23 protein-coding genes and 1 tRNA gene are annotated in these 26,057 nt (G+C 59.2%); 19 read left to right on the top strand and 5 right to left on the bottom strand.

The window, feature by feature from the left end:
- Nucleotides 1-384 precede the first annotated feature (384 nt).
- The 7 genes from K315_RS0106975 to K315_RS0106945 all read left to right on the top strand — a co-directional run bounded on the left by K315_RS0106975 (nt 385) and on the right by K315_RS0106945 (nt 8,539).
- Entirely contained in the window at nt 385-2,052 is a 1,668-nt protein-coding gene (locus K315_RS0106975) for a CTP synthase (RefSeq protein ID WP_029576801.1), read from the top strand.
- Nucleotides 2,053-2,304: 252 nt separating this feature from the next.
- Nucleotides 2,305-3,759, top strand: a complete 1,455-nt coding sequence (sufB, locus tag K315_RS0106970) for a Fe-S cluster assembly protein SufB (protein ID WP_044086142.1) — start codon at nt 2,305-2,307, stop codon at nt 3,757-3,759.
- A gap of 27 nt (nt 3,760-3,786) precedes the next feature.
- Entirely contained in the window at nt 3,787-5,046 is a 1,260-nt protein-coding gene (gene sufD, locus K315_RS0106965) for a Fe-S cluster assembly protein SufD (protein WP_044086141.1), read from the top strand.
- Between the two features lies 1 nt (nt 5,047).
- Nucleotides 5,048-5,827: a Fe-S cluster assembly ATPase SufC gene (sufC, locus tag K315_RS0106960; protein WP_029576799.1), complete on the top strand. Its 780-nt coding sequence runs from the start codon at nt 5,048-5,050 to the stop codon at nt 5,825-5,827.
- A gap of 24 nt (nt 5,828-5,851) precedes the next feature.
- Nucleotides 5,852-7,129 carry a cysteine desulfurase gene (locus tag K315_RS0106955; RefSeq protein ID WP_029576798.1) on the top strand — a complete coding sequence of 426 codons (1,278 nt, stop codon included), beginning with the start codon at nt 5,852-5,854 and terminating at the stop codon, nt 7,127-7,129.
- A gap of 179 nt (nt 7,130-7,308) precedes the next feature.
- A complete protein-coding gene (sufU, locus tag K315_RS0106950; RefSeq protein ID WP_029576797.1) occupies nt 7,309-7,908 on the top strand; it encodes a Fe-S cluster assembly sulfur transfer protein SufU in 600 nt (199 codons plus the stop codon).
- Between the two features lie 16 nt (nt 7,909-7,924).
- Nucleotides 7,925-8,539 (top strand): metal-sulfur cluster assembly factor, encoded by a 615-nt coding sequence (locus K315_RS0106945; protein WP_029576796.1) that lies wholly within the window; start codon nt 7,925-7,927, stop codon nt 8,537-8,539.
- Nucleotides 8,540-8,653: 114 nt separating this feature from the next.
- On the opposite strand, the gene K315_RS0106940 is transcribed toward K315_RS0106945, so the two are convergent.
- Both K315_RS0106940 and K315_RS0106935 read right to left on the bottom strand, forming a co-directional pair.
- On the bottom strand, nt 8,654-9,523 hold the full coding sequence (locus K315_RS0106940) for a TrmH family RNA methyltransferase (protein WP_029576795.1): 870 nt from the start codon (nt 9,521-9,523) through the stop codon (nt 8,654-8,656).
- 131 nt (nt 9,524-9,654) lie between these two features.
- Nucleotides 9,655-10,452 (bottom strand): 16S rRNA (uracil(1498)-N(3))-methyltransferase, encoded by a 798-nt coding sequence (locus K315_RS0106935; protein ID WP_029576794.1) that lies wholly within the window; start codon nt 10,450-10,452, stop codon nt 9,655-9,657.
- Between the two features lie 193 nt (nt 10,453-10,645).
- Here K315_RS0106935 and K315_RS0106930 point away from each other — a divergent pair.
- From K315_RS0106930 to era, 6 genes are all read left to right on the top strand, one after another.
- Nucleotides 10,646-10,733, top strand: a tRNA-Leu gene (locus K315_RS0106930).
- A gap of 129 nt (nt 10,734-10,862) precedes the next feature.
- Nucleotides 10,863-11,201, top strand: coding sequence for a histidine triad nucleotide-binding protein (locus K315_RS0106925; RefSeq protein ID WP_029576793.1), 339 nt, complete (start codon nt 10,863-10,865; stop codon nt 11,199-11,201).
- Between the two features lie 10 nt (nt 11,202-11,211).
- Complete coding sequence (locus K315_RS0106920) at nt 11,212-12,453, top strand: PhoH family protein (protein ID WP_029576792.1); 1,242 nt, start codon at nt 11,212-11,214, stop codon at nt 12,451-12,453.
- A complete protein-coding gene (ybeY, locus tag K315_RS0106915; protein ID WP_029576791.1) occupies nt 12,450-13,016 on the top strand; it encodes an rRNA maturation RNase YbeY in 567 nt (188 codons plus the stop codon). Before K315_RS0106920 ends, ybeY begins: the two co-directional genes overlap by 4 nt.
- A gap of 74 nt (nt 13,017-13,090) precedes the next feature.
- Entirely contained in the window at nt 13,091-14,566 is a 1,476-nt protein-coding gene (locus K315_RS0106910) for a hemolysin family protein (RefSeq protein ID WP_029576790.1), read from the top strand.
- The gene (gene era / locus K315_RS0106905; protein ID WP_015450508.1) at nt 14,563-15,561 is read left to right on the top strand and encodes a GTPase Era; all 999 of its coding nucleotides are present in this window, start codon (nt 14,563-14,565) and stop codon (nt 15,559-15,561) included. Before K315_RS0106910 ends, era begins: the two co-directional genes overlap by 4 nt.
- Before the next feature lie 174 nt (nt 15,562-15,735).
- On the opposite strand, the gene K315_RS0106900 is transcribed toward era, so the two are convergent.
- Complete coding sequence (locus K315_RS0106900) at nt 15,736-17,745, bottom strand: AMP-dependent synthetase/ligase (protein WP_420796747.1); 2,010 nt, start codon at nt 17,743-17,745, stop codon at nt 15,736-15,738.
- Between the two features lie 231 nt (nt 17,746-17,976).
- On the opposite strand from K315_RS0106900, the gene K315_RS0106895 reads away from it, so the two are divergent.
- The 3 genes from K315_RS0106895 to K315_RS0106885 are packed head-to-tail and all read left to right on the top strand — an operon-like array spanning nt 17,977 to nt 20,873.
- Nucleotides 17,977-19,134 carry an NAD(P) transhydrogenase subunit alpha gene (locus tag K315_RS0106895; RefSeq protein WP_029576788.1) on the top strand — a complete coding sequence of 386 codons (1,158 nt, stop codon included), beginning with the start codon at nt 17,977-17,979 and terminating at the stop codon, nt 19,132-19,134.
- 3 nt (nt 19,135-19,137) lie between these two features.
- Nucleotides 19,138-19,467, top strand: a complete 330-nt coding sequence (locus K315_RS0106890; RefSeq protein ID WP_015450511.1) for an NAD(P) transhydrogenase subunit alpha part 2 — start codon at nt 19,138-19,140, stop codon at nt 19,465-19,467.
- Entirely contained in the window at nt 19,464-20,873 is a 1,410-nt protein-coding gene (locus tag K315_RS0106885) for an NAD(P)(+) transhydrogenase (Re/Si-specific) subunit beta (RefSeq protein ID WP_029576787.1), read from the top strand. Before K315_RS0106890 ends, K315_RS0106885 begins: the two co-directional genes overlap by 4 nt.
- 427 nt (nt 20,874-21,300) lie before the next feature.
- Here the strand turns inward: K315_RS0106885 and K315_RS0106880 are convergent, their stop codons facing one another.
- Nucleotides 21,301-22,317, bottom strand: a complete 1,017-nt coding sequence (locus tag K315_RS0106880) for an alpha/beta hydrolase (RefSeq protein WP_029576786.1) — start codon at nt 22,315-22,317, stop codon at nt 21,301-21,303.
- A 321-nt stretch (nt 22,318-22,638) separates the two neighbouring features.
- Here K315_RS0106880 and K315_RS0106875 point away from each other — a divergent pair, with 321 nt between their 5' ends.
- The 3 genes from K315_RS0106875 (at nt 22,639) to K315_RS0106865 (ending at nt 25,528) form a co-directional block, all read left to right on the top strand.
- The gene (locus K315_RS0106875) at nt 22,639-23,274 is read left to right on the top strand and encodes a 50S ribosomal protein L25/general stress protein Ctc (protein WP_029576785.1); all 636 of its coding nucleotides are present in this window, start codon (nt 22,639-22,641) and stop codon (nt 23,272-23,274) included.
- A gap of 223 nt (nt 23,275-23,497) precedes the next feature.
- Nucleotides 23,498-24,625 (top strand): branched-chain amino acid aminotransferase, encoded by a 1,128-nt coding sequence (locus tag K315_RS0106870; protein WP_029576784.1) that lies wholly within the window; start codon nt 23,498-23,500, stop codon nt 24,623-24,625.
- 168 nt (nt 24,626-24,793) lie between these two features.
- Nucleotides 24,794-25,528, top strand: coding sequence for a trimeric intracellular cation channel family protein (locus K315_RS0106865; protein WP_044086105.1), 735 nt, complete (start codon nt 24,794-24,796; stop codon nt 25,526-25,528).
- Nucleotides 25,529-25,747: 219 nt separating this feature from the next.
- On the opposite strand, the gene rpsT is transcribed toward K315_RS0106865, so the two are convergent.
- The gene (rpsT, locus tag K315_RS0106860) at nt 25,748-26,008 is read right to left on the bottom strand and encodes a 30S ribosomal protein S20 (protein ID WP_015450517.1); all 261 of its coding nucleotides are present in this window, start codon (nt 26,006-26,008) and stop codon (nt 25,748-25,750) included.
- Nucleotides 26,009-26,057 lie beyond the last annotated feature (49 nt).

Raw genomic sequence — 26,057 nt, 5'->3', positions numbered from 1 at the left:
TGGTACCGGCCATGCCACTGTAATGTTCTGAATATCTCGTCGATGTGCCGAATTCATCGAGAAATTGAGAGAAATGTCTCAATATCTCCGTCCCAAGGTATATTTCGGCAGATTGTTGGATTCCTGGGGCGATATCTGGAATCCCACGAAGCTGAGAATCATTGATATTACAAGCGTTTCGGCACCGGTGCGTTTCGTCACAAACACAGCGGAATCTCAATTTCTCTTGTGAAACGCCTGTTGACGCGAGATTTCAGGACTTTCTTCTCAAAATCTCGCATAATATCGGCTTATGGTCGAGAAATTGAGATTTTCACTGAGCGGCCTTTCTCCTCGCAGCAACGTAACACGCCGGGTCATGGCGAGATGATAGATTGGAGTTCCATGGCAAGAAGACAACATGGCAATGCATCGGAACACGTCACCAAGCATATTTTCGTCACCGGAGGCGTGGTTTCCTCCCTCGGTAAGGGGCTGACCGCCTCATCCCTCGGACGCCTGCTGCGTAGCCGCGGCATCCGCGTCCTTCAGCAGAAACTCGATCCCTACATCAACGTCGATCCTGGCACGATGAACCCGTTCCAGCACGGTGAGGTCTATGTCACCGAGGACGGCGCCGAAACCGATCTCGACATCGGCCACTATGAGCGTTTCCTCGATGTCTTCCTCAGCCAGAAGGCGAACGTCACCACTGGTCAGATCTACCAGTCCGTGCTGCGCAAGGAGCGCGCTGGCGAGTATCTCGGCCAGTGCGTGCAGGTGATTCCGCATATCACCAACGAAATCAAGAGCCGTATGCGCGCCCAGGCCGCGGACGACGTCGATGTGATCATCACCGAAATCGGCGGCACGGTCGGTGACATCGAATCCCAGCCGTTCCTGGAGGCCGCACGCCAGGTGCGCCGCGAACTCGGTCCGGAGAACTGCATGTTCGTGCACGTCTCTCTGGTGCCGTACATCTCCGCCGCGCATGAACTGAAAACCAAGCCGACTCAGCATTCCGTGATGATGCTGCGCCAGCTGGGCATCACCCCGGACGCGCTCGTGCTGCGTTCCGACCGCACGCTCAACCAGTCCATCAAGGACAAGATTTCGCTCATGTGCGATGTCGATCCTGAAGGCGTGGTCAACTGCGTGGACGCCCCGAGCATCTACGATGTGCCGAAGATTCTGTTCGACGAGGGACTGGACGCATACGTCGTGCGCGAACTCGGACTGCCGTTCCACGATGTGGATTGGGCCGAGTGGGAGGATCTGCTCGAGCGTGTGCACCACCCCAAGCATGAGGTGAACGTCGCAATCGTCGGCAAGTACATCGATCTGCCGGACGCCTACCTGTCCGTCACCGAGGCAATCAAGGCCGGCGGTTTCGCCAACTACGCCAAGGTCAACGTCAAGTGGGTCGCTGCCGACCTGTGCGAGACCTGGGAAGGTGCGAAGGCGGCGCTCAACAACGTCGATGGCATCGTGATCCCTGGCGGTTTCGGTATTCGCGGCATCGAAGGCAAGATTGGCGCGCTGAAGTTCGCCCGCGAGACTGGCCTTCCGGCGCTCGGCCTGTGCCTTGGACTCCAGTCCATGGTCATCGAGTATGCGCGCGACGTGCTCGGCCTTGAGGATGCGAACTCCACTGAATTCGAGCCTGATTGCAAGAACCCGGTCATCGCCACAATGGAAGAGCAGAAGGACATTGTCGCCGGCCACGGCGATATGGGCCACACCATGCGCCTGGGCTCCTACCCGGCGAACCTCGAAGAGGATTCCTTGGTCGCCCAGCTCTATGGCAGCACCCACGTGACCGAGCGTCATCGTCACCGTTACGAAGTCAACGTCAACTACAAGCAGCAGCTGCGTGACGGCGGCCTGCGGATTTCCGGCGAAAGCCCGGACGGCGAACTCACCGAGTTCGTGGAGCTCCCGCAGGATGTCCACCCGTTCTACGTGGGCACCCAGGCTCACCCGGAGTTCAAGTCCCGCCCGACCCGCCCGCATCCGCTGTTCGCGGGTCTGGTCAGGGCGGCCTTGGATCATCAGGCGGCCGACCAAGACTGACTGTGACTGACGTGCGAAACAGCCGGCATCATTGACCGGAACCACGAATGCGCCTGCACATCCCAAGTTGTGCAGGCGCATTCATTTCGACACGCCTACACGTATCACCATCCGATTTCGCATGAGGCGTAGTTCGGACAACCCCTAGTGTTTTCCGCCCCGGTCTGTTAGGTTAGCGATGGAACAACGAATGAATGGAGGCAGCGTACGGTGGCGAGCGAACACACACCAAACGCCGCGGAAGACGTGGAGATGAGCCAGTATGTGGCTGACCGTTCCCGCGTCAACGAGGACAAGATTAAGCAGGATGACGAGATCATCAGCCAGTTCGGTGACTACAACTACGGCTGGCATGATTCCGACGCAGCCGGCGAAGCGGCGAAGAAAGGCATTGACGAGAACGTCGTAAGGGCCATCTCCGCCGACAAGCACGAGCCGCAATGGATGCTTGACATGCGTCTGCGCGGCTACAAGGCTTTCGTCGACAAGCCGATGCCCTCGTGGGGCGTTGATTTGAGCGGCTTCAACGCCGACGATTTCAAGTACTATGTCAAGCCGATCAAAGAGCAGGCGAAGCGTTGGGAGGATCTTCCCGACGATATCCGCAATACCTACGACAAGCTCGGCATCCCGGAAGCGGAGAAGAAGCGTCTGGTCTCCGGCGTCGCGGCGCAGTACGAATCCGAGGTCATCTACAATTCGATTCGCGATGATCTGAAGAAACAGGGCGTGATTTTCGTTGACACCGATACCGCGGTCCGCGAATACCCTGATTTGGTCCGCAAGTATTTCGGCAAGGTCGTGCCGCCGGAAGACAACAAGTTCGGCGCACTGAACACCGCGGCATGGTCGGGCGGTTCCTTCGTCTACGTGCCAAAGGGCGTACACGTCGATATTCCACTCCAGGCCTATTTCCGCATCAACACGCCGAATATGGGCCAGTTCGAACGCACGCTCATCATCGCTGACGAAGGCTCCTACGTGCATTACGTCGAAGGGTGCACCGCGCCGATATACTCCACGGACTCGCTGCACGCCGCCATCGTCGAAATAGTCGTCGAGAAGCATGCCCGCGTACGCTACACGACAGTGCAGAACTGGTCGAACAACGTGTACAACCTCGTCACTCAGCGCGCATACGTGCGTGAAGGCGGCACAATGGAATGGGTCGATGGCAACATCGGATCCAAGGCAACCATGAAGTACCCGGCATGTATCCTCGCCGAGCCGTATGCCAAGGCATCCACCATGTCCCTCGGTTTCGCCGGCAAGGGGCAGTATCAGGATACAGGTGCGAAGATGATCCATCTCGCACCCCACACCAGCTCCACGATCGTGGCTAAGTCCATTTCACGTGGCGGCGGTCGTTCTGCTTATCGTGGACTCGTGAAAATCGTCGACGGAGCCGAAGGCTCGAGCTCGTCGGTCGTGTGCGATGCCCTGCTGGTTGATGATTTCTCTCGCTCCGACACGTATCCGCATGTCGATGTGCGCGAGGATGACGTATCCATGGCCCATGAGGCGACTGTTTCCAAGGTTTCCGAAGACCAGCTGTTCTATCTCATGAGCCGTGGTCTCGAAGAGAAGGAGGCCATGGGCATGATCGTCCGCGGCTTCGTCGAGCCGATCAGCCGCGAGCTGCCGATGGAATACGCGCTTGAGCTCAACAGGCTCGTCGAATTGCAGATGGAAGGATCGGTAGGCTGATCCATGGCAGAACAAGAGCAGAACACAATGCAGAACGTACAGGACGTACAATCGCAAACCCAGCCGAAGGATACGGAAATCAAGGTCCCGCAAGCCGACCCGCATGACCCGTATGCGTTCCCCGCGGCCATGCCGTCGAGTGCGGACCGTGAACCGCGGTCCTTCGAGGTGGACGACTTCAAGCAGCCGACCCGAAAACAAGAGGATTGGCGATACACGCCGATTGAACGCATCGAGGAATTCTTCGACGTGTTCGAGCCGAGCGGCAAAACAAGCATCTCGGTCACCGACACCGAGGGACGTCCTGTCGATGCCGGGCATGTTGACGTGACGCAGGTCGCGATGGGGGAGCAGCCCTCAGGAACCGTGATGATGCCGAACGACCGGGTTTCCGCGGTCGAATGGGCCAGCGGCAAGGCGGCTACCGTAATACGCTTGCGCGGCGAAATCGACACGCCGGTGCTCGTGCATATCCACGGCGGCGGCAATGACCTTGATGCGGTTCATCTGGTCATCATCGCGGAGGATCGTGCGCATGGCGATGTCATCGTCGAACATGACGGTCTCGCCCGTATCGCTGAAGGCGTGGAAATCTCCACGGGCGCGGATTCTCATATCTCCACGACCTTCGTGCAAGAATGGGACAAAGGCTCCAAACATGTGGGTAACCACCGCATCCGTGTCGGGGCGGGAGCCTCGTTGCGGCATTCCGTGGTGACGCTCGGCGGTGACGTTGTGCGTATCCGCATGGACCAGGATTTCGGCGGCGCCCAAGGCGATCTCAACATGCTCGGCATCTATTTCGCCGACCCGGGCGAGCATATCGAGCATAGGACGATGGTCGTGCACAACTACCCTGAGTGCAAGTCCCGCGTCGTGTACAAGGGCGCGTTGAGCGGCAAGGGCGCGCATTCCACATGGGTGGGCAACGCGCTGATCGAGCCCACGGCCCCCGGCACCGACTCCTACGAGCTCAACAGGAATCTGGTGCTTACTCCGGGCGCCATCGCGGATTCCGAACCGAACCTGGAAATCGAGAACGGCAATATCGTCGGTGCAGGCCATGCCAGCTCGGTGGGCCGTTTCGACGACGAGGAACTGTTCTATCTCGAATCCAGGGGCATCAGCGAAACCGAGGCGCGCAAACTGGTGGTCCAAGGATTCTTCGCGGAACTCGTCGAGGAAATCGGCGTTCCCGCCATCGCACAGCACCTGATGAATGTGATCGACCGTCGCCTGGCACGAGGCGAGAACGCGGCCATGCAAGCCGTATTGGAGGAAAAATAACATGCAGCATACTCTCGAAATCAAGGACCTCTACGCCTCTGTGGAAACCAAGGAGGGCCGCAAGCAGATCCTCAAGGGGGTCAATCTGACTGTCCACTCGGGGGAGACCCACGCGATCATGGGCCCCAACGGCTCGGGCAAGTCCACGCTCGCCTACACGCTGGCTGGACACCCGAAGTACGAGGTCGATTCCGGCCAGGCGGCGCTCGACGGCGTGGATATTCTCAAGCAGACGCCTGACGAACGCGCCAAGGAAGGCCTGTTTCTCGCCATGCAGTACCCGGTCGAGGTGCCGGGCGTGTCCATGACGAACTTCCTGCGCACCGCGAAAACGGAAGTGGATGGCAAGGCACCGTCGATCCGCACGTGGACCAAGGAGCTCAACGAGGCGATGAAGCGGCTGCGCATGGACCCGAAGTTCGCCATGCGCTCCGTCAACGAAGGATTCTCCGGCGGCGAGAAGAAGCGCGCTGAGGTGTTGCAGCTCGAACTGCTCAAGCCGAAGTTCGCCATCCTCGACGAAACCGATTCCGGCCTCGACGTCGACGCTCTGCGCATCGTGTCCGAAGGCGTCAACCGCGCCAAGGAGAACACCGATCTCGGCATCCTCATGGTCACCCACTACACGCGTATCCTCAAGTACATCAAGCCTGACATCGTCCATGTCTTCGCCGACGGTCATTTTGTCAAGACCGGAGGCCCGGAGCTTGCCGACGAGCTGGAGGAGAACGGCTACGACGAATATCTGCCGGAAGGCAGCAAGGAATCGGCGTTGGCCTGAACAATCTGTAAGACAAGGATCACAATGGCAGATGTTGATTTCGCTGCAATCAGGCAGCAGTTCCCGATTCTTGACCAAGAGATCCACGGTCATCCGCTGGTCTATCTGGACTCCGCCGCGACCTCGCAGAAGCCGCAGTGCGTGATTGACGCCGAAAGCGAGTTCTACCGCACCATCAACGCAGGTGTCCACCGCGGTGCCCACGAGTTGGCCGCCCGCAGCACATTGGCGTTCGAAGAGGCGCGTGCCAAGGTCGCACGCCTGGTCGGCGCCAACAGCGAGGAAGGCGAGGAAGAAATCGTCGTCACCGCAGGTGCGACCGCGGGATTGAACCTACTGGCGACCGCGTTCGGCAATGCGAGCCTCGGCCGCGGCGGCAAGGCGGCCCAACGATTCGCCCTGAAACCCGGCGATGAAATTGTGGTCTCCAAAGCAGAACACCATTCGGTGCTGCTGCCGTTCCAGGAGCTCGCCTACCGTACCGGAGCGACCCTCAAATGGTTCGATTTGACCGAGGACGGGCGCATCCGTTCTGACACCGCCGATCAGGTCATCACCGAACGCACGAAGGTCGTCGCAATCACCCATGTGGGCAACACCACGGGCGCCATTACGGATATCGCACCGATTGTCCGCCGCGCCCATGAAGTGGGAGCGGTCTTCGTCCTCGACGCCTGCCAGTCTGTGCCGCATCTCAAGGTTGATTTTCATGCGATGGATGTCGATTTCGCTGCGTGGAGCGCCCACAAGATGTACGGTCCGACCGGCGTGGGCTTCCTATATGGCAAGCGTGAGTTGCTGGAGGCCCTGCCGCCTGCTAATTTCGGTGGGTCCATGGTCGAATTGGCGTGGATGGACAAGCCGGCAGAATATATGGCCCCGCCTGCACGTTTTGAAGCCGGGACCCAGCCCGTCGCCCAGGTGGTGGCAGCCGGCGTTGCCGCCGACTGGATGCGTGCGATTGGCATGGAGAACATCGAAGCGCATGAGAAGGCCATCGCCGGCGAACTGCTGAAACTCGGCGATATTGATGGGGTCCGGATCTTGGGACCGCGTGAAAATGTCGATCGTATCGGTACCGTGGCATTTGATGTCCAGGGCGTCCACCCGCATGATGTCGGCCAGTTCATCGATTCGTTGGGTATCGCAATCCGCGTCGGCCATCATTGTGCCCAGCCGGTGCACCGTCACTTCGGGTTGTATGCCTCCAACCGTGCATCTACCGGCGTGTACAACAGCGTTGAGGATGCGCAGGCCCTAGTCGAAGCGGTTTCCAAGGTCAGGCCGTTCTTCAAGGTCTGATGCCAAGGCTGGTGGGCATTCGAAGCATGTTACATGCGTGCCCGACCGGTCTGACAGATACGCCCAATCCGCAGTCAATGAATGCGCTTTGGGCGTATCCCTTATCAGGTATGGTGGTAACGCCTCTGCGGGGCTATGATATGCCCCCGCAAGCATGTAAGCGAGAGTAGGGAACAGGCATGAGTGATGATTTCGGCATGAGCGGCGATGACCTGGAGCAGATGTATCAGGAGGTCATTCTCGAAGCGGCTCGCGATCCGCACGGGAAAGCGCATTTCGCGCCGGATTTGGCCCAGGAGAACGACACCGCGACCGGCCAATCCTCGCTTGACCAAGGTGAGGCGAGCATACACCAGAACCACGAATACTGCGAAACAGGGCAATCCCACCAATTCAACCCGACGTGTGGGGATGAGGCGACTATCCGTGTCGAAGTCTCGCAGGACGAGCCGCATCGCATCGAACAGCTCGAGTGGGATGGCCACGGCTGTTCGATTTCCCAGGCGAGCCTGTCGGTGATGACCGATCTGGTCGAAGGCAAAACCGTCGATGAGGCCATGAATCTGGGCGCCACATTCCACAAACTCATGGAATCCCGAGGCAAGGGGCTTGCTGATGACGCCGAGAACGAACGGCTTGAGGATGCTGTGGTGTTCCAAGGCGTTTCGAAGTATCCTATGCGTATCAAATGTGCGTTGCTCGGCTGGGAAGGCATGAAAGATGCCGTCGCCAAGGCCTTGGCCTCGCAAGACAAGACACCTGCTGGCGAAGCCGACTGAGCCGATAAGGAGCAAGATGACAGATCAAGGCAATCTGGTACCCGAACCACAATCCACGATTTTCGATACCGTTTCCCAAGCTTTGGGCAATGACAACGCCGCGCGCAAGGTCATGGCCAACCCGCAGCTGCTGGGCGCGTTGGGTGCCCAGGCCGACAGCACGTCCGATACCAAGCCGGGGGATGACACAGCTTCCGAAAGCGACCGTTGTGCGTGTGGCATGCACAGCAAGCAGGAATGCAAGCACGGGGACGAGACGGACAACGAGGATGATATCCCGCTGGTCGCTGTGGACGATATTGGCCGTGCAACCGCCGCGGACGTGAAAGAAGCACTGCACCAAGTCATCGACCCAGAACTCGGCATTGATGTCATCGACCTCGGCTTGGTGTACGGCATCGAAATCGATAATCTTGGACGCGCAATCATCACGATGACCCTTACCACGCCGGCGTGCCCGCTGACGGAACTCATCGAGGACGAATGCGCGAGCACGCTCGCCGGGCTCGTCGAGGAATTCCGCATCGACTGGACCTGGCAGCCACGCTGGACCGTGGACAAAATCACCCCTGAGGGGCGTGAACAGCTTGCGGCCATCGGGTTCAATCTCGATGCCATGCCGCAATATTGATCGTCACAAGGCGCACGCCGTATACAAACCCGGTGCTGATATGCTTCCTTGCCGCCTTTCGTCAGGCAGCGGGAAGCATTACTGTTTTCAGCGCCGTATTCTGTATCGCGTACGTCAGTGCTTGACCCGTGTCGCATAGAACGCGACCGCGCTGGAAGCTGCCACATTGAGGCTGTCCACGCCGTGGCTCATCGGGATTTTCACGGTGAGATCCGCATGGGAGATCGTGCGATGGGACAACCCGTCGCCTTCTGTGCCGAAAATCAAGGCGAGTTTGTCGATATGGTCGGGGGACGCCGGATTATTGTCAAGCCGACGGACAAGCTCATCAAGACTGATGGAATCGTCATCCAAAGCCATGGCCGCCGTGGCGAACCCCAGCTCATGGAGCTGGGCGAGACCTTGGACCGGCCAGAAATGCGTGTCATCGCCGCCGATGCGCGTCCACGGCACCTGAAACACCGTGCCCATGGACACGCGGGCCGCCCTGCGGTAGAGCGGATCGCCGCACGAGGGCGTCACGAGCACCGCATCCACGTCGAGCGCAGCGGCTGAACGCATCAGAGCCCCGACATTGGTGTGATCGACGATGTTTTCCATGACGGCGATGCGGCGAGCGCCACGGCAGACCTCTTCGACGCTCGGCAGTGGCCAACGTTTCATCGCCGACAGCGCACCGCGGTGCAGACGGTATCCGGTCAGCCGTTTGAGTTGCTCGGGGCTGGCTACGTACACGGGGATATCCGGCCCCCAATGCTGGTCGATGTATTCGAACTCGTCGCTCATGCCGGCGATCCATGGCTCTTCCACCAGCAGGGAGATTGGTTCACGGCCTGCGGCGAGGGCACGGTCGATGACTTTGGGGGATTCGGCGATGAACAGCCCCTTTGCGGGTTCAAGGCGGTTGCGGAGCTGGAGTTCGGTGAGATTGGTGTAGGCGGCGATGCGCTCGTCGTCGATGTTGTCCACATGAATCAGCCGCATGAAAACAGAATCTCCCTTGTCTGGATAGTGATGGCGTGCCGGTTCGCCTGTGTATCGTGGTGTGTTCCGAAGGCGTGGCGCGTCGGTTCCTTTATTGCATCATAGTATGCGGGCGCCTTGGCCGTGCGATGTCAGGCGTATCGTCCCATGGCCCGTGACAGCAACGACAACGCGACCGGCCCTGCGGTGGACGCGCGCAGGATATTATGCCCGAGCAACGTGCACATGGCTCCAGCATCGGCGAATTGACGCGCTTCCTGCCCACTGATTCCGCCTTCCGGCCCGACGACGACATTGACCGTGCGTGTCCGGCCGTCTTCGAGGCAGCGTTGTTCCATATGCGCGACCGCCTGTTCGATCTGCTCCCAGTTGGCGGTCGCATCCTGGTGCAGGACGATGACGATATCACCGAATACCATCGCCCGGCGGCAGACGGCCACGAGCTGCTTGCTCGAGATGCAATCGTCAAGCTGCGGCCGCCATGCCCGGCGTGACTGTTCTGTTGCGGCATCGATGGTTTGCGACCATTTGCGATCGCTCCGTCCGCGTTTCCATTTGGCGATGGAGCGGTCCGCCTGCCAAGGGATAACCGTGTCGACCCCGATTTGGGTGGCCATATCGATGGCCTGCTCGTCATGTCCGGTTTTTGCGAGCGCCTGGATGAGCGCGAGTCGGGTGACAGGCGGCTCCTCTTTACTGAACGCGCTGACTTGCGCTTGTCCCTGTTCGGCGTCGACCAGTGTGGTGTGGATGCGCAGTCCATGGCCGTCAGACAGCTGGAGTGTGTCGCCGTCGTGCAGGCGCATGGCTTGGATGGCGTGGCGTCTGATGGACTTGGGTAGCGTGATGTTCCATCCTTCACGCAGCGAGTCGGTGTTCACCGGCGCGTCGTCGGATTCGGGGTGCAGCAGAAACAGCGGATCAGTCATGGTTGCAAGGCTATCACTGGGTCAGGTTCCGCGGCTTGTGTGCGGTGTTGCCATGCAGGTCATGCCTTTGGATTGTGCGCAAGTACGGCAGGGAGTATTGCCGCCACTCAGGAAAAAGACACGCCCAAGAGGGTTCTGATTTGCGTCAGGCTCGCGTCGTGCTATAGTTGCTTTCTGTTGCTTCAAGGCACATGTCCGGGTGGCGGAATGGTAGACGCGCTAGCTTGAGGTGCTAGTGCCTATTTTAAACGGGCGTGCGGGTTCAAGTCCCGCTCCGGACACAAGCAAGGCTTCCGAAAGGAAGCCTTTTTTGTTATCGACGTGAATGTCATCGCTTATCCGAACGGTTCAATAGTATGGGAGCTGACGGTGTACAGCATGTACAACGACCCATTCGGTAAGGAGTGTGTATGAGCCAGTCCGATGATTGCCTGTTCTGCAAGATCATTGCGGGGGAAATTCCGAGCACCAAGGTGTACGAGGACGACACGGTGTACGCGTTCAAGGACATCGCGCCGAAAGCCAAGGTGCATGTTCTGATTGTGCCGCGCAAGCATTACGCGAATGCCGCCGAACTTGCCAAGGCTGCCCCCAAGACACTCGCCCGTATCGTCGAAGTCGCCCAGCATATTGCCGATGACGCTTTCCACGGCGCCTATCGCTTGGTGTTCAATACCGGTAAAGACGCTGGCCAATCGGTCTTCCACGTCCATGCCCATGTCCTGACCGGACAGAAGTTCGAGGAGTAGGTTTCGGCAAGTGGCTACCACTACCCGCGTTGTTACGGTTCCCCCCGAGCTTGATCCCGTCGCCGTGTTCGGCCCGATTGACGAAGTCATTCGCGTAGTTGAGCAGGCGTTTCCGGAGCTGACCATTCTCGTGCGCGGCAATCGGGTCGCAATCGTATCCAGATCGAAGCAGACCGAAGCCCAGGCCGCACAAGCCGAAGAGGTCATGCACACCTTGATCGACGAGGCGTATACCGCGCCGATGGATGCTGACACGGTTCGCCGTCTGCTCGACCGACGCGTGCTACGCAATGGAGCACGATCGCAGCGTATGGATGATGTCCGTAAATTCGGAGCCGCTGCCGCGGTGCCTCGCAATGCCATGGTTGAGTCGGCTAGTCGAATCGACCAGGACCGCCGCCGTGCCCATGTGCCGGGTGTCATCACATTCGCCGCCGGTGTTCCGGTCCGTCCCAAAACCCCGGGGCAGATCGCCTATGTCAATACGATTGAATCCAATACGATCACCTTCGCCATCGGCCCTGCCGGCACTGGAAAGACCTATCTTGCCGTGGCGAAGGCCGTCAGGGCCTTCCAGGACGGTGAAGTCCGTCGAATCATCCTCACGCGTCCTGCGGTGGAGGCGGGGGAGAATCTCGGCTTCCTGCCCGGCACGTTGAGCGAGAAGGTCGATCCTTACCTGCGGCCGTTGTATGATGCGCTCTCCGATATGCTAGGCGCAGAACAGTTACACCGGCTTATGGATGACGGCACGATCGAGGTGGCCCCGCTTGCATATATGCGCGGCCGTACGCTCAACGACGCTTTCGTCATCCTCGACGAGGCACAGAACACGACCGAACAGCAGATGAAGATGTTCCTGACCCGTCTGGGGTTCAACACCAAGATGATCATCACGGGCGATATTACGCAGGTCGATTTGACCGTGCCCCGTTCCGGCCTCGCAACAATCGAAGACATTCTGCATGGCATCAACGGTATCGCCTTCGCACACTTGGCTTCCGAAGACGTGGTACGTCACGCGCTCGTCGGGAAAATCGTCCAGGCGTATGATCGGCATGCCGCCATCGCCGGGGATCATGGCAGACGCAGGCATCGTAGGAACGAAGCGCCGCACGGCCCGGCTGGACGTACGGAAGAGCACAACGGCGAAATCGCCGGACAGAACGCCCACGACGGCGATGAGAATCTCGGCACAGCCGAGAGCAAGACCCACAACCTTTCCGATCATGAGGAGCATAACAACGTATGAGCGTTGATGTAACCAATGAAACTGTGTGGAACATCGACCCGGAGGTCTTCTCCCAGCTCGGTGTGTGGGTGATGAGCCAGATGCGCGTGAGCATCCAATCGGATCTGACGATCCTGTTCGTCGATCCCGACCCCATCGCACAGTTGCATGAACGCTGGATGAATCTGCAAGGTCCGACCGATGTGATGAGCTTCCCGATGGATGAATTACGTCCGGGCGACGGGTCAACCGAAATGGAGGGAGTGCTCGGCGACATCGTCATATGCCCGTGGGTGGCGAGGCAACAGGCCCTTGCCGCCGGCCATAGCACCATGCAGGAAATGATGCTGCTGACCATCCATGGCATCCTCCACCTTCTTGGATACGACCATGTGACCCCTGAACAGGAACGTCAGATGTTCGGCTTGCAGCGCCAGTTGCTGCTCACCTATATGGCGGTTCGTCAAGTGGACGTCCCGCCGGCGACCCTGCCTTCCGGGGCGCGTGACATGCTTGCGGAATATGACGCCGGACATGCTCGGTCTGGGGCTGCAGGCGGAGCGGATGATGCGCATCATCAGTAACTGTATAGCTGATATGTATTACAGTAAGACTGTTGGCGTGACGCCGATGGCAAGCTTGGTTCAGGGGGAATGAAATGCCTGATATGACTACGATTGTCTTGATTGCGTTGCTGGCCGTGGTAGCGGCGCTTCTGGTATGGCTGTCTTTGTCGATGGCGGCGGCAGAAGGCGCGGTGTCACGCGTCACCCGAGCCAGTCTGAACAATCGGATTTTGGAAGTCCAGACCGACCAGGAACTCACGCAGTTCTCACGCATGAAGAAAATCGACAAGATTCACAAGGTGCAGAGGCTTGTCGCCGACCGGTTCGCCACATCTGGATCATGTGCTTTCTTCCGTATCGTGTGCAACGTGTTCGACGGCGTGCTGGTGGCGAGCATCGTGTCCCTGTGCGGCGGTGTGCTGTGGGTGCAGCTGGTCAGCGGCATCGTGGCGGGCGTGTTTATCGGAGTGGTCTCCATCCTTGTCCGTCCTCGTTCCGCGGGTGCCGTCAAACCGGTCGATATCATGCTCAGGCACGTGCGTGTCGTGGGATTGGCTGTGGCGTTGACCCCGTTCGCCAAGGTCGGCGGCGACAAAGTCAACAAACGGAATCATCATGAGCAATCCGAACTGTCCGACGACGAGGAACTGGAGAAGTTGCAGCTCGAACAGGGGCGCGCAACCATCGATCGGCTGGTCGAAGCCAATGATTTCGACCCGGAGGTCTCCGAGATGCTGCGCAATGTGCTGACCTTGTCTGAGACGCTGACCCGCGAAATCATGGTGCCGCGCACCGATATGATCTGCATCGAACGCGGCCATAATCTTCAGGATTTCCTGCAATTGTGCTCCAGATCCGGGTTCTCCCGGGTTCCGGTCATCGGCGACGACGTTGACGATCTGGTCGGTATGGCCTACCTCAAGGATGCCGTACGCGCCACGGCCTTTAATCCTGATGCGATGACCCGCGATGTGGAAAGCATCATCCGCAATCCTATGCTCGTTCCGGAATCCAAGCCGGTCGATGACCTGTTCCACGAAATGCAACGTACCCGGCAGCATGTCGCAATCGTGGTGGACGAATACGGCGGCATCGCCGGCATGGTCACCATCGAGGACACCATCGAGCAAATCGTCGGCGAACTTGAGGATGAGCACGACCGCACCCAGCACAGCGAACCTGAGCAAATCGGCGAACATACCTGGCGTATGCCCGCGAGGACGCCAATCGCCGATCTGGAGGATATTTTCGAGGTCGATATCGACGAAGACGATGTCGATACGGTCTACGGGTTGCTCACCAAACTGCTAGGCCGTGTCCCGATTGTCGGCGCTTCGGCGGTCACCCGTGGACTGCGCTTGACCGCAGTGGATTCGGCTGGCAGGCGCAAAAAGGTCTCGACCATCGTCGTCGAACCGGCACACGTCGAGCCCGGCGAGGACACTGGTGAACAACAGCAAATCGGCGGTCAGCACGTCAATGACCGACATGACACGGCGCAGGACGGCCATCCATCCCAGGACGGACAGGACAACACCGCCAACCGCCACGAGCAAGGAGCAGCATGAGCGAAAGCGATACCAGTACTGGACACGAACCGGCCCAACACGAGCCCGTCAAGGGTCACGACGTCTACCGGTCGGGATTCGTCGCGGTTGTAGGACGGCCGAATGTCGGCAAATCCACGTTGATGAACGCGTTAGTCGGCACGCAGATTGCCATTGCCTCATCGAGGCCGGAAACAACCCGAAAAGCAATACGCGGCATCGTCACAACCGATAACGCCCAGCTGGTGTTGGTCGATACGCCTGGTATCCATCGCCCGCGGACCTTGCTTGGTCAGCGGCTCAATGATGTCGTTGAGGAATCCCTCGCCGATGTCGACGAAATCGCGTTCCTGCTTCCCGCCGACCAGGAAATCGGTCCGGGCGACAAACGTATTCTCAGCCGGTTGCGCTCTCAATTCGCCAAGAAACGCGATGACGGCAGCTTCGCATGGAAGATTCCGCTGATTGCGATCGTCACGAAAATCGATGAGCTCAATCGTCAGGAGCTGATCGAGAAACTCATCCAGGTCAATGAATTCGCCGATTTCACGGATATCGTCCCCGTCAGCGCCCTTGAGCACGACAATGTGTCTGAAGTGCGGGACGTCTTGATCGAGAACATGCCCGAAGGCCCGCAAATGTACCCGGCGGAACAGCTGACCGAGGAAAAGCCCGAATCAACCATCGCCGAACTTGTGCGTTGGGCTTTCCTTGAGGAGCTTGACGACGAACTGCCCCATTCGCTCGCGGTCGTCGTGGACAGCATCGAGTACCCCGACCCCGATGACCCCGAGGGCGACGGCAAAGCCCATGTTCTGGTTTCGATTTATGTCGAACGCGACTCACAGAAGCCGATAATCATTGGTCATAAGGCCGAGCATCTGGTCAAGGTGCGCAAGAAGCTGCGTACGCCAGTCAATCGTATCGTCGGGCAGAAGGCGAAACTCGACCTGCATGTCAAGGTAGCCAAGGACTGGCAGTCCGACCCAAAGAAGCTTGAACGACTTGGATTCTGATCCGAACTCCCAGTCGGGTCCCGAATCCGTCTGCACGTGCTCACGGCAAGAGGTCTGAAAGATCCTGCCGTGAGCACGAAGTCAAGCGCCGAACGCGTATAACAACGATGATGGCCCGGCCCCCACTATATGGGGACCGGGCCATCATCATAACCGTCGGGATGCTGCTCTTACTTACTGCTGCTTGCGCTTGGTGTACATCTGCGTGTTGAGCAGGGTCGCATACCGCTTGATAACCTTCGGGCGAATCACCTTCATCGAAGCGGTGAGCAGGCCGTTCTCCTGGGTGAATTCCTCGGGCAGGATAATGAACTTGCGCACGGATTCAGCACGGGAGACGCCTTCGTTGGCCAAATCGACATATTTCTGGACTTCGGCGCGGACCACGGCGTTTCCGGCCGCCTCCTGCATCGACATGTCGGCGTTGAGCCCCTTGGATTTGAGCCAAGGACGCAGGGAATCCTCGTCAAGCGTGATAAGCGCCGAAATGAACGGACGCTTGTCGCCGAGCACCAGGGCCTGCGAAACAAATTCGCACCGCTGGATGGTTTCCTCGATCGGGCCGGGGGAGACGTTCTTGCCGCCGGCGGTGATAATCAGATCCTTCTTGCGGCCGATGATGTACAGGAATCCATTGTCGTCGAGATGACCCAAATCGCCGGTCGCATACCAACCATCCTGGGTGAAGGACGTTTCCGTCGCTTCCTCGTTCTTGTGATAGGCGTGGAACACCGACGCGCCCTTAACCTGAATCTCATTGTCGTCAGCGAGACGAATTGAGAAGCCTGGGAACGGGATACCAACGGAACCTTCATGGAACGGAACACCCAACGGATTGAATGCGCAGGGGGCGGTGGTTTCGGTCAGACCGTAGCCTTCATACACCGGGATGCCGGCGCCGCGGAAGAAGGCGAGCAAATCCGGATCCAGCGGGGCGCCGCCGGTGACAATCCACTTGGCGCGGCCGCCGAGCACCTCTCGCAAGGACTTGTACACCAGCGGGTCGTAGGCAGCACGCTCCACGCGCGTGAGCGTCGAAGCCTTGCCTTGGTCACTGATCTCCTTCATGAACTTCTGCGCGGCGACCACCGAAGCGGCGAACATGACACCCTTAGCGCCATGACCAGCCTTCTGCGAAGCGGCGTTGTAAATCTTCTCGAGGACACGCGGCACCACGATCATCACCGACGGACGGGAAACCTGCAAATCGCCGATCATGGTCTTGATGCCTTCGGCGATGTAGATATGCAGCCGGCTCGCCACGCAGATGTAGTTGATTGCACGGGCGAAAGAATGCGCCTGCGGAAGGAACAACAGAATCGTGTTCTTTTCGTCGTGCAACAGGTCAGGCATGTAGTCCGGCAGGTTGAGCACGGTCGCACAATAATCCTCATGCGTCATCTCCACGCCCTTCGGCGCGGCGGTCGAACCGGACGTATACACGATTGAGCACAGGTCGGTTTTCTTCACCGAATCGATGCGGGCGTCAAGATCCTCGTCGCTGACCGCGTCCGCATACGCCTGCAGCTCGTACAGGCCGCCGGTTTCGAAGCAGAAGATCTGCTCGAGCGTGGGGCATTCCTCCATCGCGCCGTCAGCCTTGTCACGCATGTCAGTGGTCTGCACGACCAAGAAGCGCGCATCAGAATTATCCACGATATTGCGAATCTGCTCCGCAGAATCAGTGTCATAGATGGTTGCCAACACGCCGCCGCACGCCATCACTGCCGCGTCGAACACATCCCACTCATAAGAGGTGCGGCACATGAACGCGACGCCGTCGCCCTTCTTCAGCCCATAATGCATGAGGCCCTTGGCCGTCACACGCACCTCGTGAAGGAATTCGTTGGCGGTTTTCGTCGTCCATTCGCCGTTGACCTTGAATGTGTACAGCGGCTTGTCGCCCATGCGCCTGGCGCGGTCGGCATAGATATCGTAGATGCTCCAACCGTCGTCCAGCGGGGGATTGCCGGCGGTGGAGGCTGTCAGGCAACCCGTCTTCTGGTCGATGAACGTGGTTGTGGGATACCCGGGCCCCCATTCTGCGCTATTTGGCAGATTGACCGGCATATCCGCGACTTCGATGTCCTGCGGATCGATGTAGTCAGGATCGCCCGGCTGGTCGTCGCTGACCGGATGGGTGAAATCCCCGCCAAGGCGCAGCGCCTTACGGGTGACTCTCATCGTTTGGTCCTTGATGGAATTGAGTAGGGACACGTCTCGCTCCTTGGCATTCACTTCAGCTATCAACCTTGTCATGATAGTCGAAAAAATCCCCTCCGTCACCTTACGGTTGCGTAGCTGAAGCGGCCGCAGGACCGGCAGACGGAAGGCCCGGCATCGCCACCGGAGAAATAGGGTAGACTGTGCTCGTACCCCACGTACGCAATAGTAATGAAGCTAGAAAGGGCTGCTATGGCTGAACAACCAGAAGCCGGCGTGCAGTTCGGCGTCTTCAACGAGACGACCGAGCATGAACGGCGTGTGGCACTGACGCCTGACATTGTCGCAAGGCTGCGCAAAAAAGGCGTCGGATGTCTGATCGAACAGGGAGCGGGACTTGCCGCGCAATATACGGATGCCGATTACGAACGTGCCGGCGCTCGCGTGTGCGACCGGCAAACGGTGCTTGCCGCGTGTGACGCCTTCGGATTTGTATCCCGGCCGGATGCCACGCTGGTTACCGCGATGCGTCCGGGGCAATGGGTTATCGGCATGCTCGGATCCTTCACCGATGACGCGTATATCGCGTCTCTTGCGCAGGCCGGACTGACCGCCGTCGCCATAGAACGCCTGCCCAGGCAGCTGAGCGCGGCGCAATCCATGGACGAGATGACCTCGCAGAATTCCGTCATGGGCTACAAGGCGGCACTCGTCGCGGCAAACGCTTACCAGGCCTTCCTTCCCATGATGACCACTGCGGCGGGCACCATCCGTCCTGCGAAAGTGCTGGTGTTGGGCGCTGGCATCGCCGGACTCCAGGCAATCGGCACCGCCCGTCGACTCGGCGCGGTCGTCACTGCGTATGATGTCCGTCCGGCATCCAAAGGCGAAGTCGAGTCCCTGGGCGCGAAATTCCTCGATCTCGGTCTTGATTTCTCAGCCGGCCAAGGGCAAGGCGGCTACGCACGTCAGCTTACCAAGGAGGAACAGGCGGCGCAGCAGGCTGCGGTTGACGAGAAGGCAGCCCAGTTCGATATCGTGATCACCACCGCGAAAGTTCCTGGCCGCAAGCCGCCGATGCTTCTCACAGCGGCCGGCGTCAAGGCGTTGCATCGCGGAGCGGTTATCGTCGATTGCGCAGCGAGCGACCTCGGCGGCAATGTCGAAGGCTCTGTGGTCGGCACGCAAGTCACCGAAGGCGGTGTCACCATCATCGGAGCACCATATCTGGCATCTGATGTCGCGAACACAGCTTCGAACCTGCTGTCGCGCAATGTTGCTGACGTGCTGTCCCACTTCGTGCGCGACGGCCGTCTGAGAACCGTCGCCGGGGACGAGTTGGACGACGCCCTCGTGGTCGCCGGGCTCGAAGCGCCCAAAACCGAAGAATCCGGAAAGAAAGGGGAATAACCCATGGATCCACTTGTTGTATCCATCACGTTGTTCGTCCTGGCGTTGCTCATCGGCGTCGAGGTCATCGGCAAAGTGCCGGCGACGCTGCACACGCCGCTGATGTCAGGCGCGAATTCGATTCATGGCATCGTGATCGTCGGCGTGGTCATCGTCGCCGCGCAGGCAAATTCGCCGCTTGCATACGTGTTCGTGTTCCTCGCCGCGGTACTTGGCACGATGAACGTCGTCGGCGGATATGTGGTCACCGATCGCATGCTTGAGATGTTCAAGAGCTCCAAACCCGCGAAATCCGCGGATGATTCCGATGCTGACGAGGAGGCCGGCAAGTGAACGCCATCGATACCGTAGCCTGGTTCGTATATCTGCTCTCTGCCGTGATGTTCGTCATCGGCCTGCACTTCATGAATTCACCGAAAACCGCCCGTCGCGGCAACCAGATCTCCGCCGTCGGCATGGTGATTGCCGTAATCATGGCTTTCGTACACTTGTTCGCCACCGGATACCGTTCTAATGTCGCGATCCTCCTGTTGCTGCTGGGTATTGCAATCGGCGCGGTCGCCGGTGTCGCCAGCGCGAAAAAGGTGAAAATGACCGACATGCCGCAGCTGGTGTCGATTTTCAATACCGTCGGTGGCGGAGCAGCCGCACTGGTCGCGCTCAACGACATTCTCACCCCCGCCAAGGCGCCAGGGCTGGTGGTGCTGATCACCGCCGGGCTCGGCGTGGTCATCGGCTCGGTCACCTTCACAGGTTCGTTGGTCGCGGCAGGCAAGTTGCAAGGCGTGAAGTTCCTGCGCAAGCTGACATTGCCCGGCAAAGGCTTCCTCAACGTGCTGTTCATCGTGCTGACCATCGCGTCCTTCGTGATGCTGTGCGTGCAGCCCGGGCAACGCCTGCTGTGGGCGGTGCTCACTACTGTGTTCGCACCGGTGTACGGTCTGGTCTTCGTCATCCCGATCGGCGGCGCCGACATGCCGGTGGTCATCTCCGTGCTCAACGCGTGCACGGGTACCGCTGTAGCGATGAGTGGCTTGGCCATTGACAATGTCGCGCTCATCGTCGCCGGCGCCCTCGTGGGTGCCGCCGGCGTGACCCTGTCGATTCTCATGGCCCAGGCGATGAACAGGCCGCTGCACAGCGTGCTCGCCGGCGGATTCGGCGGCACCTCGAACGCCTCCGCCAACGACGACGGCCCCGAAGGCACCATGAAAGAGACCACGGCAGACGATGTCGCCGTCCAGCTCGTGTATGCGCAGAAGGTCATCTTCGTCCCCGGCTTCGGCCTCGCTCAGGCGCAGGCCCAACGCGAGCTCGCCGACCTTGGGGAGCTGCTTAAGGAGCATGGCGTGGAAGTGGCTTACGCTATTCACCCGGTCGCCGGCCGTATGCCGGGACATATGAATGTGCTGCTCGCCGAGGCGAACGTCCCGTATGACGAACTGGTGGACCTTGATGACATCAATCCGCAGTTCCCATCCGCCAATGTGGCTCTGGTTGTCGGCGCGAACGACGTGACCAATCCTGCGGCCCGCCGCCCCGGGACACCGGTTTCGGGCATGCCGATCCTCGACGTTGACCAGGCGCAGCATGTGGTGGTCATGAAGCGCGGACGAGGACGCGGGTACGCCGGCATTGAGAACGAACTGTATTTCGAAGACAACACGCAGATGCTGTTCGGCGATGCGAAGGCCGGGCTGCAAGCCGTGATCGCGGCCGTCAAGGAGCTGTTGGCCTGATGTGTGTCCGCGCCTTGGAACACTGACAGGGAAAACACCAGTGGACCGGGTTGCGCGTGTACCGCGACTCGGAAAACGGGCCTGGATACGCCTGCTCATAGCGGCGTATCCTGGCCCGATTGCTTTCCGCATCGGACGAGTGTCCAAAATCGCGACCATGATGTGGACATTCTGAATAGTGCTTTCTCGCCGGTTGGTAGCATCGCAACTATAACGTCAAGGTTATCGTCCGCTGTGGGAAAGCCCTCCGGTTCTTGGGCTTCCGGGCAGGTTTCATGTCCAGCTCGACAGCGTGACGGCGCACCAGAGCACTGCTGGCCAAAAGCCGGTTCGTGTGTGTGATTTGGCGGTGTCGGCAAGTCCGTTCAAACGGCGGGCATGGCGCGCCGCCTTTTCTTTTCGTCGCAAAGTTCGACGCCGCAAAAGGTCAGGCCATCCGCAACCCTTCTTCGACGATGGACTGCACCATACGCCAGTAGGTGTCCGGGTCTTTCACCGACGACAATGTGTGTCCGGCGCCCGTTACGCTGAGCGTGAGATAATGCCGCCCGTGATAGGCGCTGACGATCCTGTCCATGAATTCATGCGGCACCAATTGGTCGGCTGTCCCGTGCACGCACAGCATCGGCACGTGGATACGCGACGTTGCACGCACGCAGTCGCCGTCAGTCATCCCAAATCCCGCATGAATACGGCAGATGACGCTCATGGCGCCAAGCATGGGTAGTCCGACAATCCGCGGCAACCTGAGCATCGACTTGGTCACATACCGCATCTCGTCGCTGATGCCTGAGTACCCACTGTCCTCGATTACCGCCTTCACCTGTGCGGGAAGATCAGGCTCGCCCGCGGCAAGCATCACTGCCACGGCACCCATCGAGTTGCCATGCAGAATGATCTGCGCATCTGGATCGCCTCTGACCACAAGATTGATCCAACGCATCACATCACGCCGGTCAAGATACCCCATGCCGACATATCTTCCTTGGCTGCGCTCATGTGCCCGCAAAGCGGGTAGCAGCACCGTGCATCCCATACGTGCGTACCGCAACGCGTATCTCGCCATTTCCTGTGGTTCCCCGCAAAAACCATGGCAGCATATCGCGTACAGATGCGGCTTCGGAGCAAGCCTGTCGGGATCCAACACCCATGCGTGCAGACGCAATCCGTCTTCGCTGTATGTAGTCAGGGACTGACGGGTCGCCTGGAACCACTGAACCGCGTCACGCTGTTCATCATTGTCCTGCTGCTTGAGCTGCTCGCCAATCTCTTCAATCGCGCGCTTGTTGCTTTTGATGAACAAAGGCGAACGCACATCGCAAGCGGTGCGGAACGCCGCATCGCCAAGCGCGAACATCCCAGCGTCCATGGCCGCCGACGTGGCAGCGGCACCGATGCCGATATGCTTGATTGCTAACTTGTGAGTCTTCTCAGTCGCGGACATGCCCACTCCGTTCCTTGCCGATGGACTGTCTCCTATTCTAATGATGGTGACGGCCTGGAATCGATATATGCGAACCGCGGGTCAATCATCCATGGCGCGTCGCATCGTGGCCGAGTACGTCCATACCCATATGTATAAAAGAAGAGTTGCTTTGGCGGACTTGTTCGCCACGCTTTGGCGAGGGAGGCGCACGTCTCCGTTATCGACTCGGCTGATGGCACGGCATCTTTCGGTGTCCGGGAATCGGCGCGTCGGCGCGCCGAAACAACACCGGACTTGGAACAATCCTTGCTCCGGAAGATTACTATGAAGGAGAGCCATATGGCAACCAACACCATCACCCTCGAAGGCGAAGTCCGCGACCAGTTTGGCAAGGGCGTCGCCCGCCGTCTGCGTGTGGCCAACAAGATCCCGGCCACCATCTATGCCGGTGGCAACCAGCCGGTGTTCGTCACCCTCCCGATGAAGGAGACCACCTTGGCGCTGCGTCACACCAACGCGCTGTTCACCATCAACTACGGCGGCGACTCCAAGATCGCAGTCGTCAAGGACGTGCAGCGCAACCCTGTCAAGCGCATCGTCGAGCATGTCGACTTCTACGAGGTCAAGGCCGGCGAGAAGATCGACGTCGAGGTCCCGGTCTTCATCGAAGGCACCCCGAAGGGCGCCGCAGTCGCATTCGTCGACATTCAGGAGCTCAAGGTTCGCGCCGATGTGTCCAACCTGCCTGAGCGCATCGTCATCAACGTTGACGGCATGACCGACGGTAGCAAGGTCTTCGCCAAGGATGTCGAGCTGCCGGAAGGCGCCGAGCTCGACATCGACGATCCGGAAGAGTCCGTGGTCACCGTCGAGGTGCCTGAGGACGCCACCGAGTCTACCGCCGAGACCGCAGCCGCCGCTCCTGCCGCTGACGGCGCCGCTCCTGCCGCTGACGGCGCCGCAGACAACAAGTGATTGAACCCGTCGGGGCTTTCAGCTCATATGCCCGGCCCGCGACGGTACCGTCCAAGGACCCCGCCTTCACGGCGGGGTTCCGCATTTTCCGGCTCTTTCATAATGTGAACCTCTTCACACATTCGTCCCAGACCTGTGCGAGAGTAATCTCAGAGCCGGTGCCACAAGTACCAGCGCAACATACGCAATACCGTGATAACGGTTGATTCAAGAAGAAGTTATTATGACTGAACAATCACATCATGATCCCGCGCAACTCAACAAGCTCGCCGACGAATTCACCGTCCTGCCGAACAATCACCCGGCTTCGGACGCCAAGCGTCAGGAGCTGATCGACAAGCCGGCTTTCGGTCAGATTTTCTCTGACAACATGGCTCATATGACGTGGACCGACGGCGAAGGCTGGTCCGATCGCCGTATCGAACCGTACGGCCCGTTGAAGATGGATCCAGGCGCTTCGGTGCTGCATTACGCCCAGGAATGCTTCGAAGGTCTCAAGGCGTATCATCACGCCGATGGCTCGATCTGGCTGTTCCGTCCGGATGCGAACGCCGAGCGTTTCCAGAACTCCGCCAAGCGTCTGTACCTGCCCGAGCTGCCGATTGACGATTTCCTCGGCTCCGTAGCTGCGCTGGTCCGTCGTGACGCCAACTGGGTGCCTACCCGCCGTGAGTACACTCTGTACATGCGTCCGTTCATGTTCGCTTCTGAGCCATTCCTCGGCGTGCGTGCTCCGAAGGAAGTCGATTATTGCGTGATTGCCTCCCCGTCGGGCCCGTACTTCCCGGGCGGTGTGAAGCCGGTCAGCATCTGGATCGAAGACAAGTGGTTCCGCGTCGGCCCCGGCGGCACCGGTTTCGCCAAGTGCGGCGGCAACTACGCCGCTTCGCTGCTCGGCGAATACACTGGTATCAAGAACGGCTGCGAGCAGGTGTGCTTCGTGGATGCCGCAACCAAGACCTACCTTGAGGAGCTCGGTGGCATGAACATGTTCATCGTGCACAAGGACGGCCACCTCGAGACCCCGTCGCTCACCGGCAACATTCTGCCGGGTGTGACCCGTCGTTCGATCATCCAGCTCGCGCAGGATGACGGCCACGATGTGGTCGAGGGCATGATCAAGTTCGATCAGCTGGTCGAGGACATCAAGTCCGGCGAAGTCACCGAGGTGTTCGCATGCGGTACCGCGGCGATCATCACGCCGATTGGGCGCTTCAAGTCCAACGACATCGACGTGACCGTCGCCGACGGCGGTTCCGGCGAACTGACCATGAAGCTGCGCAACCAGCTGCTGGGCATTCAGCTTGGCGAGATTGAAGATCCGCACAACTGGATGTGGAAGGTCTGCTGAGACCAAACGCATTGGCCGAAACCCATACCGCTTCGGCAGTCTAGCAACAGGGCGATTCCCCTCGGGGGAGTCGCCCTGTTGCGGTATATAGAAAGAAACCCGTGCTTGTTAGCACCCGCGAATCACCCAGTGTCCCACCGCTGCGACAACACCGTGCAACCAGGAGGCATGACCATGACCGTCACCGTCACGCTTGAAAGCAACGGCTTCTTCCTCGGTATCGAATATGTCGCCGTGTTCTGTTGCGGGTTGCTGGGCGGGCTGGCCGCAGTTCGCAAACATTACGACCTGTTCGCCATCGTGCTGACGACATGGTTGACAGCGTTGGGCGGGGGACTGGTGCGCGATGTGGTGCTGGGAGCGCTTCCCCCGGTCGGCATCTCGGATAAGGGCATGGTACTCACCACGCTTGCCGCAGGGCTGATTGTCGCCGTCATCCATCCAGAGGTGGACCGACTCAAATGGCCGATGCTGGTCCTTGACGCGTTGGCCTTGGGGCTCTTCGCCGTCAATGGTACGCAAAAGGCGCTGATGTACGGTACAAGCGGGATGACAGCGGTATTCCTCGGCATGTTCACTGCTTTGGCCGGCGGACTGATTCGTGACACGCTGCTCAACGAAGTGCCGATGGTCGTCCGCGACCGCCACTGGTATGCCTTCCCCTCGTTGGCTGGATGCCTGTTGACGGTGTTGTCATATCGTCTAGAAATGCATGCGATTATCACCTACGGCGGTGAGATTGCGTTCGATGTGGCCATTGTCGTGTTGGTCGTGCTCATGCGTGTCTTGTCCGTGAAGTTCGATATCAAGCTTCCGGGTGCAGTACCCAGGGAACACCCGGTCTCCATACCCGAAGCGATGCGTCACCCATATCATCATGGCGATGACGCGCAGCAGCAATAACATAGACTCAACACAGCGAATATCAGCCGCGCAACAAAAAGTAGTTTCTATGCAGAGACATCGCCGTTGCATAGTTCCAGTCGCATGATGATACCCTGATGGCTGCTGATGAGAAAGAAAACATGAGGGGTGCCCCGCAATCGATGCGGGACACCCCTCAGTTCGGAATCCGTGTTTCGGAAACCTCATCAGCGCTCACAAGATGCAAGCGCTTAAAGGTCACAGTGCGTTGATAGCGCGAGCGAGACCGGACTTGCGGTTCGCGGCCTGGTTCTTGTGAATCACGCCTGCGCCGGCAGCCTTGTCGAGCTTCTGAGCTGCGAGCTTGTACGCTTCTTCAGCCTGAGCCTTGTCGCCAGCGGCGATGGCTTCACGGGTGCGACGAACGACGGTCTTCAGGCCGGACTTCACCGACACGTTGCGCTTGTGCGCCTTCTCATTAGTCAGGACGCGCTTCTTCTGCGACTTGATGTTTGCCAATGTAACTCCAAACGACGGTTGCTATAAGGACATACAGGCGTTTATGATA

Source organism: Bifidobacterium thermacidophilum subsp. thermacidophilum DSM 15837, assembly GCF_000426425.1.
GTDB lineage: Bacteria > Actinomycetota > Actinomycetes > Actinomycetales > Bifidobacteriaceae > Bifidobacterium > Bifidobacterium thermacidophilum.
The sequence above is the reverse complement of the archived record's forward strand: the minus strand, read 5'-3'. Positions and strand labels throughout refer to the sequence as shown.

Excerpts from the sequence above, each read along its gene's own strand:
- K315_RS0106975 (WP_029576801.1), top strand. The coding sequence starts at position 385 with ATGGCAAGAAGACAACATGGCAATGCATCGGAACACGTCACCAAGCAT.
- sufB (WP_044086142.1), top strand. The coding sequence starts at position 2,305 with ATGAGCCAGTATGTGGCTGACCGTTCCCGCGTCAACGAGGACAAGATT.
- sufD (WP_044086141.1), top strand. The coding sequence starts at position 3,787 with ATGCAGAACGTACAGGACGTACAATCGCAAACCCAGCCGAAGGATACG.
- sufC (WP_029576799.1), top strand. The coding sequence starts at position 5,048 with ATGCAGCATACTCTCGAAATCAAGGACCTCTACGCCTCTGTGGAAACC.
- K315_RS0106955 (WP_029576798.1), top strand. The coding sequence starts at position 5,852 with ATGGCAGATGTTGATTTCGCTGCAATCAGGCAGCAGTTCCCGATTCTT.
- sufU (WP_029576797.1), top strand. The coding sequence starts at position 7,309 with ATGAGTGATGATTTCGGCATGAGCGGCGATGACCTGGAGCAGATGTAT.
- K315_RS0106945 (WP_029576796.1), top strand. The coding sequence starts at position 7,925 with ATGACAGATCAAGGCAATCTGGTACCCGAACCACAATCCACGATTTTC.
- K315_RS0106940 (WP_029576795.1), bottom strand. The coding sequence starts at position 9,523 with ATGCGGCTGATTCATGTGGACAACATCGACGACGAGCGCATCGCCGCC.
- K315_RS0106935 (WP_029576794.1), bottom strand. The coding sequence starts at position 10,452 with ATGACTGATCCGCTGTTTCTGCTGCACCCCGAATCCGACGACGCGCCG.
- K315_RS0106925 (WP_029576793.1), top strand. The coding sequence starts at position 10,863 with ATGAGCCAGTCCGATGATTGCCTGTTCTGCAAGATCATTGCGGGGGAA.
- ybeY (WP_029576791.1), top strand. The coding sequence starts at position 12,450 with ATGAGCGTTGATGTAACCAATGAAACTGTGTGGAACATCGACCCGGAG.
- K315_RS0106910 (WP_029576790.1), top strand. The coding sequence starts at position 13,091 with ATGCCTGATATGACTACGATTGTCTTGATTGCGTTGCTGGCCGTGGTA.
- era (WP_015450508.1), top strand. The coding sequence starts at position 14,563 with ATGAGCGAAAGCGATACCAGTACTGGACACGAACCGGCCCAACACGAG.
- K315_RS0106900 (WP_420796747.1), bottom strand. The coding sequence starts at position 17,745 with ATGAGAGTCACCCGTAAGGCGCTGCGCCTTGGCGGGGATTTCACCCAT.
- K315_RS0106895 (WP_029576788.1), top strand. The coding sequence starts at position 17,977 with ATGGCTGAACAACCAGAAGCCGGCGTGCAGTTCGGCGTCTTCAACGAG.
- K315_RS0106890 (WP_015450511.1), top strand. The coding sequence starts at position 19,138 with ATGGATCCACTTGTTGTATCCATCACGTTGTTCGTCCTGGCGTTGCTC.
- K315_RS0106880 (WP_029576786.1), bottom strand. The coding sequence starts at position 22,317 with ATGTCCGCGACTGAGAAGACTCACAAGTTAGCAATCAAGCATATCGGC.
- K315_RS0106875 (WP_029576785.1), top strand. The coding sequence starts at position 22,639 with ATGGCAACCAACACCATCACCCTCGAAGGCGAAGTCCGCGACCAGTTT.
- K315_RS0106870 (WP_029576784.1), top strand. The coding sequence starts at position 23,498 with ATGACTGAACAATCACATCATGATCCCGCGCAACTCAACAAGCTCGCC.
- K315_RS0106865 (WP_044086105.1), top strand. The coding sequence starts at position 24,794 with ATGACCATGACCGTCACCGTCACGCTTGAAAGCAACGGCTTCTTCCTC.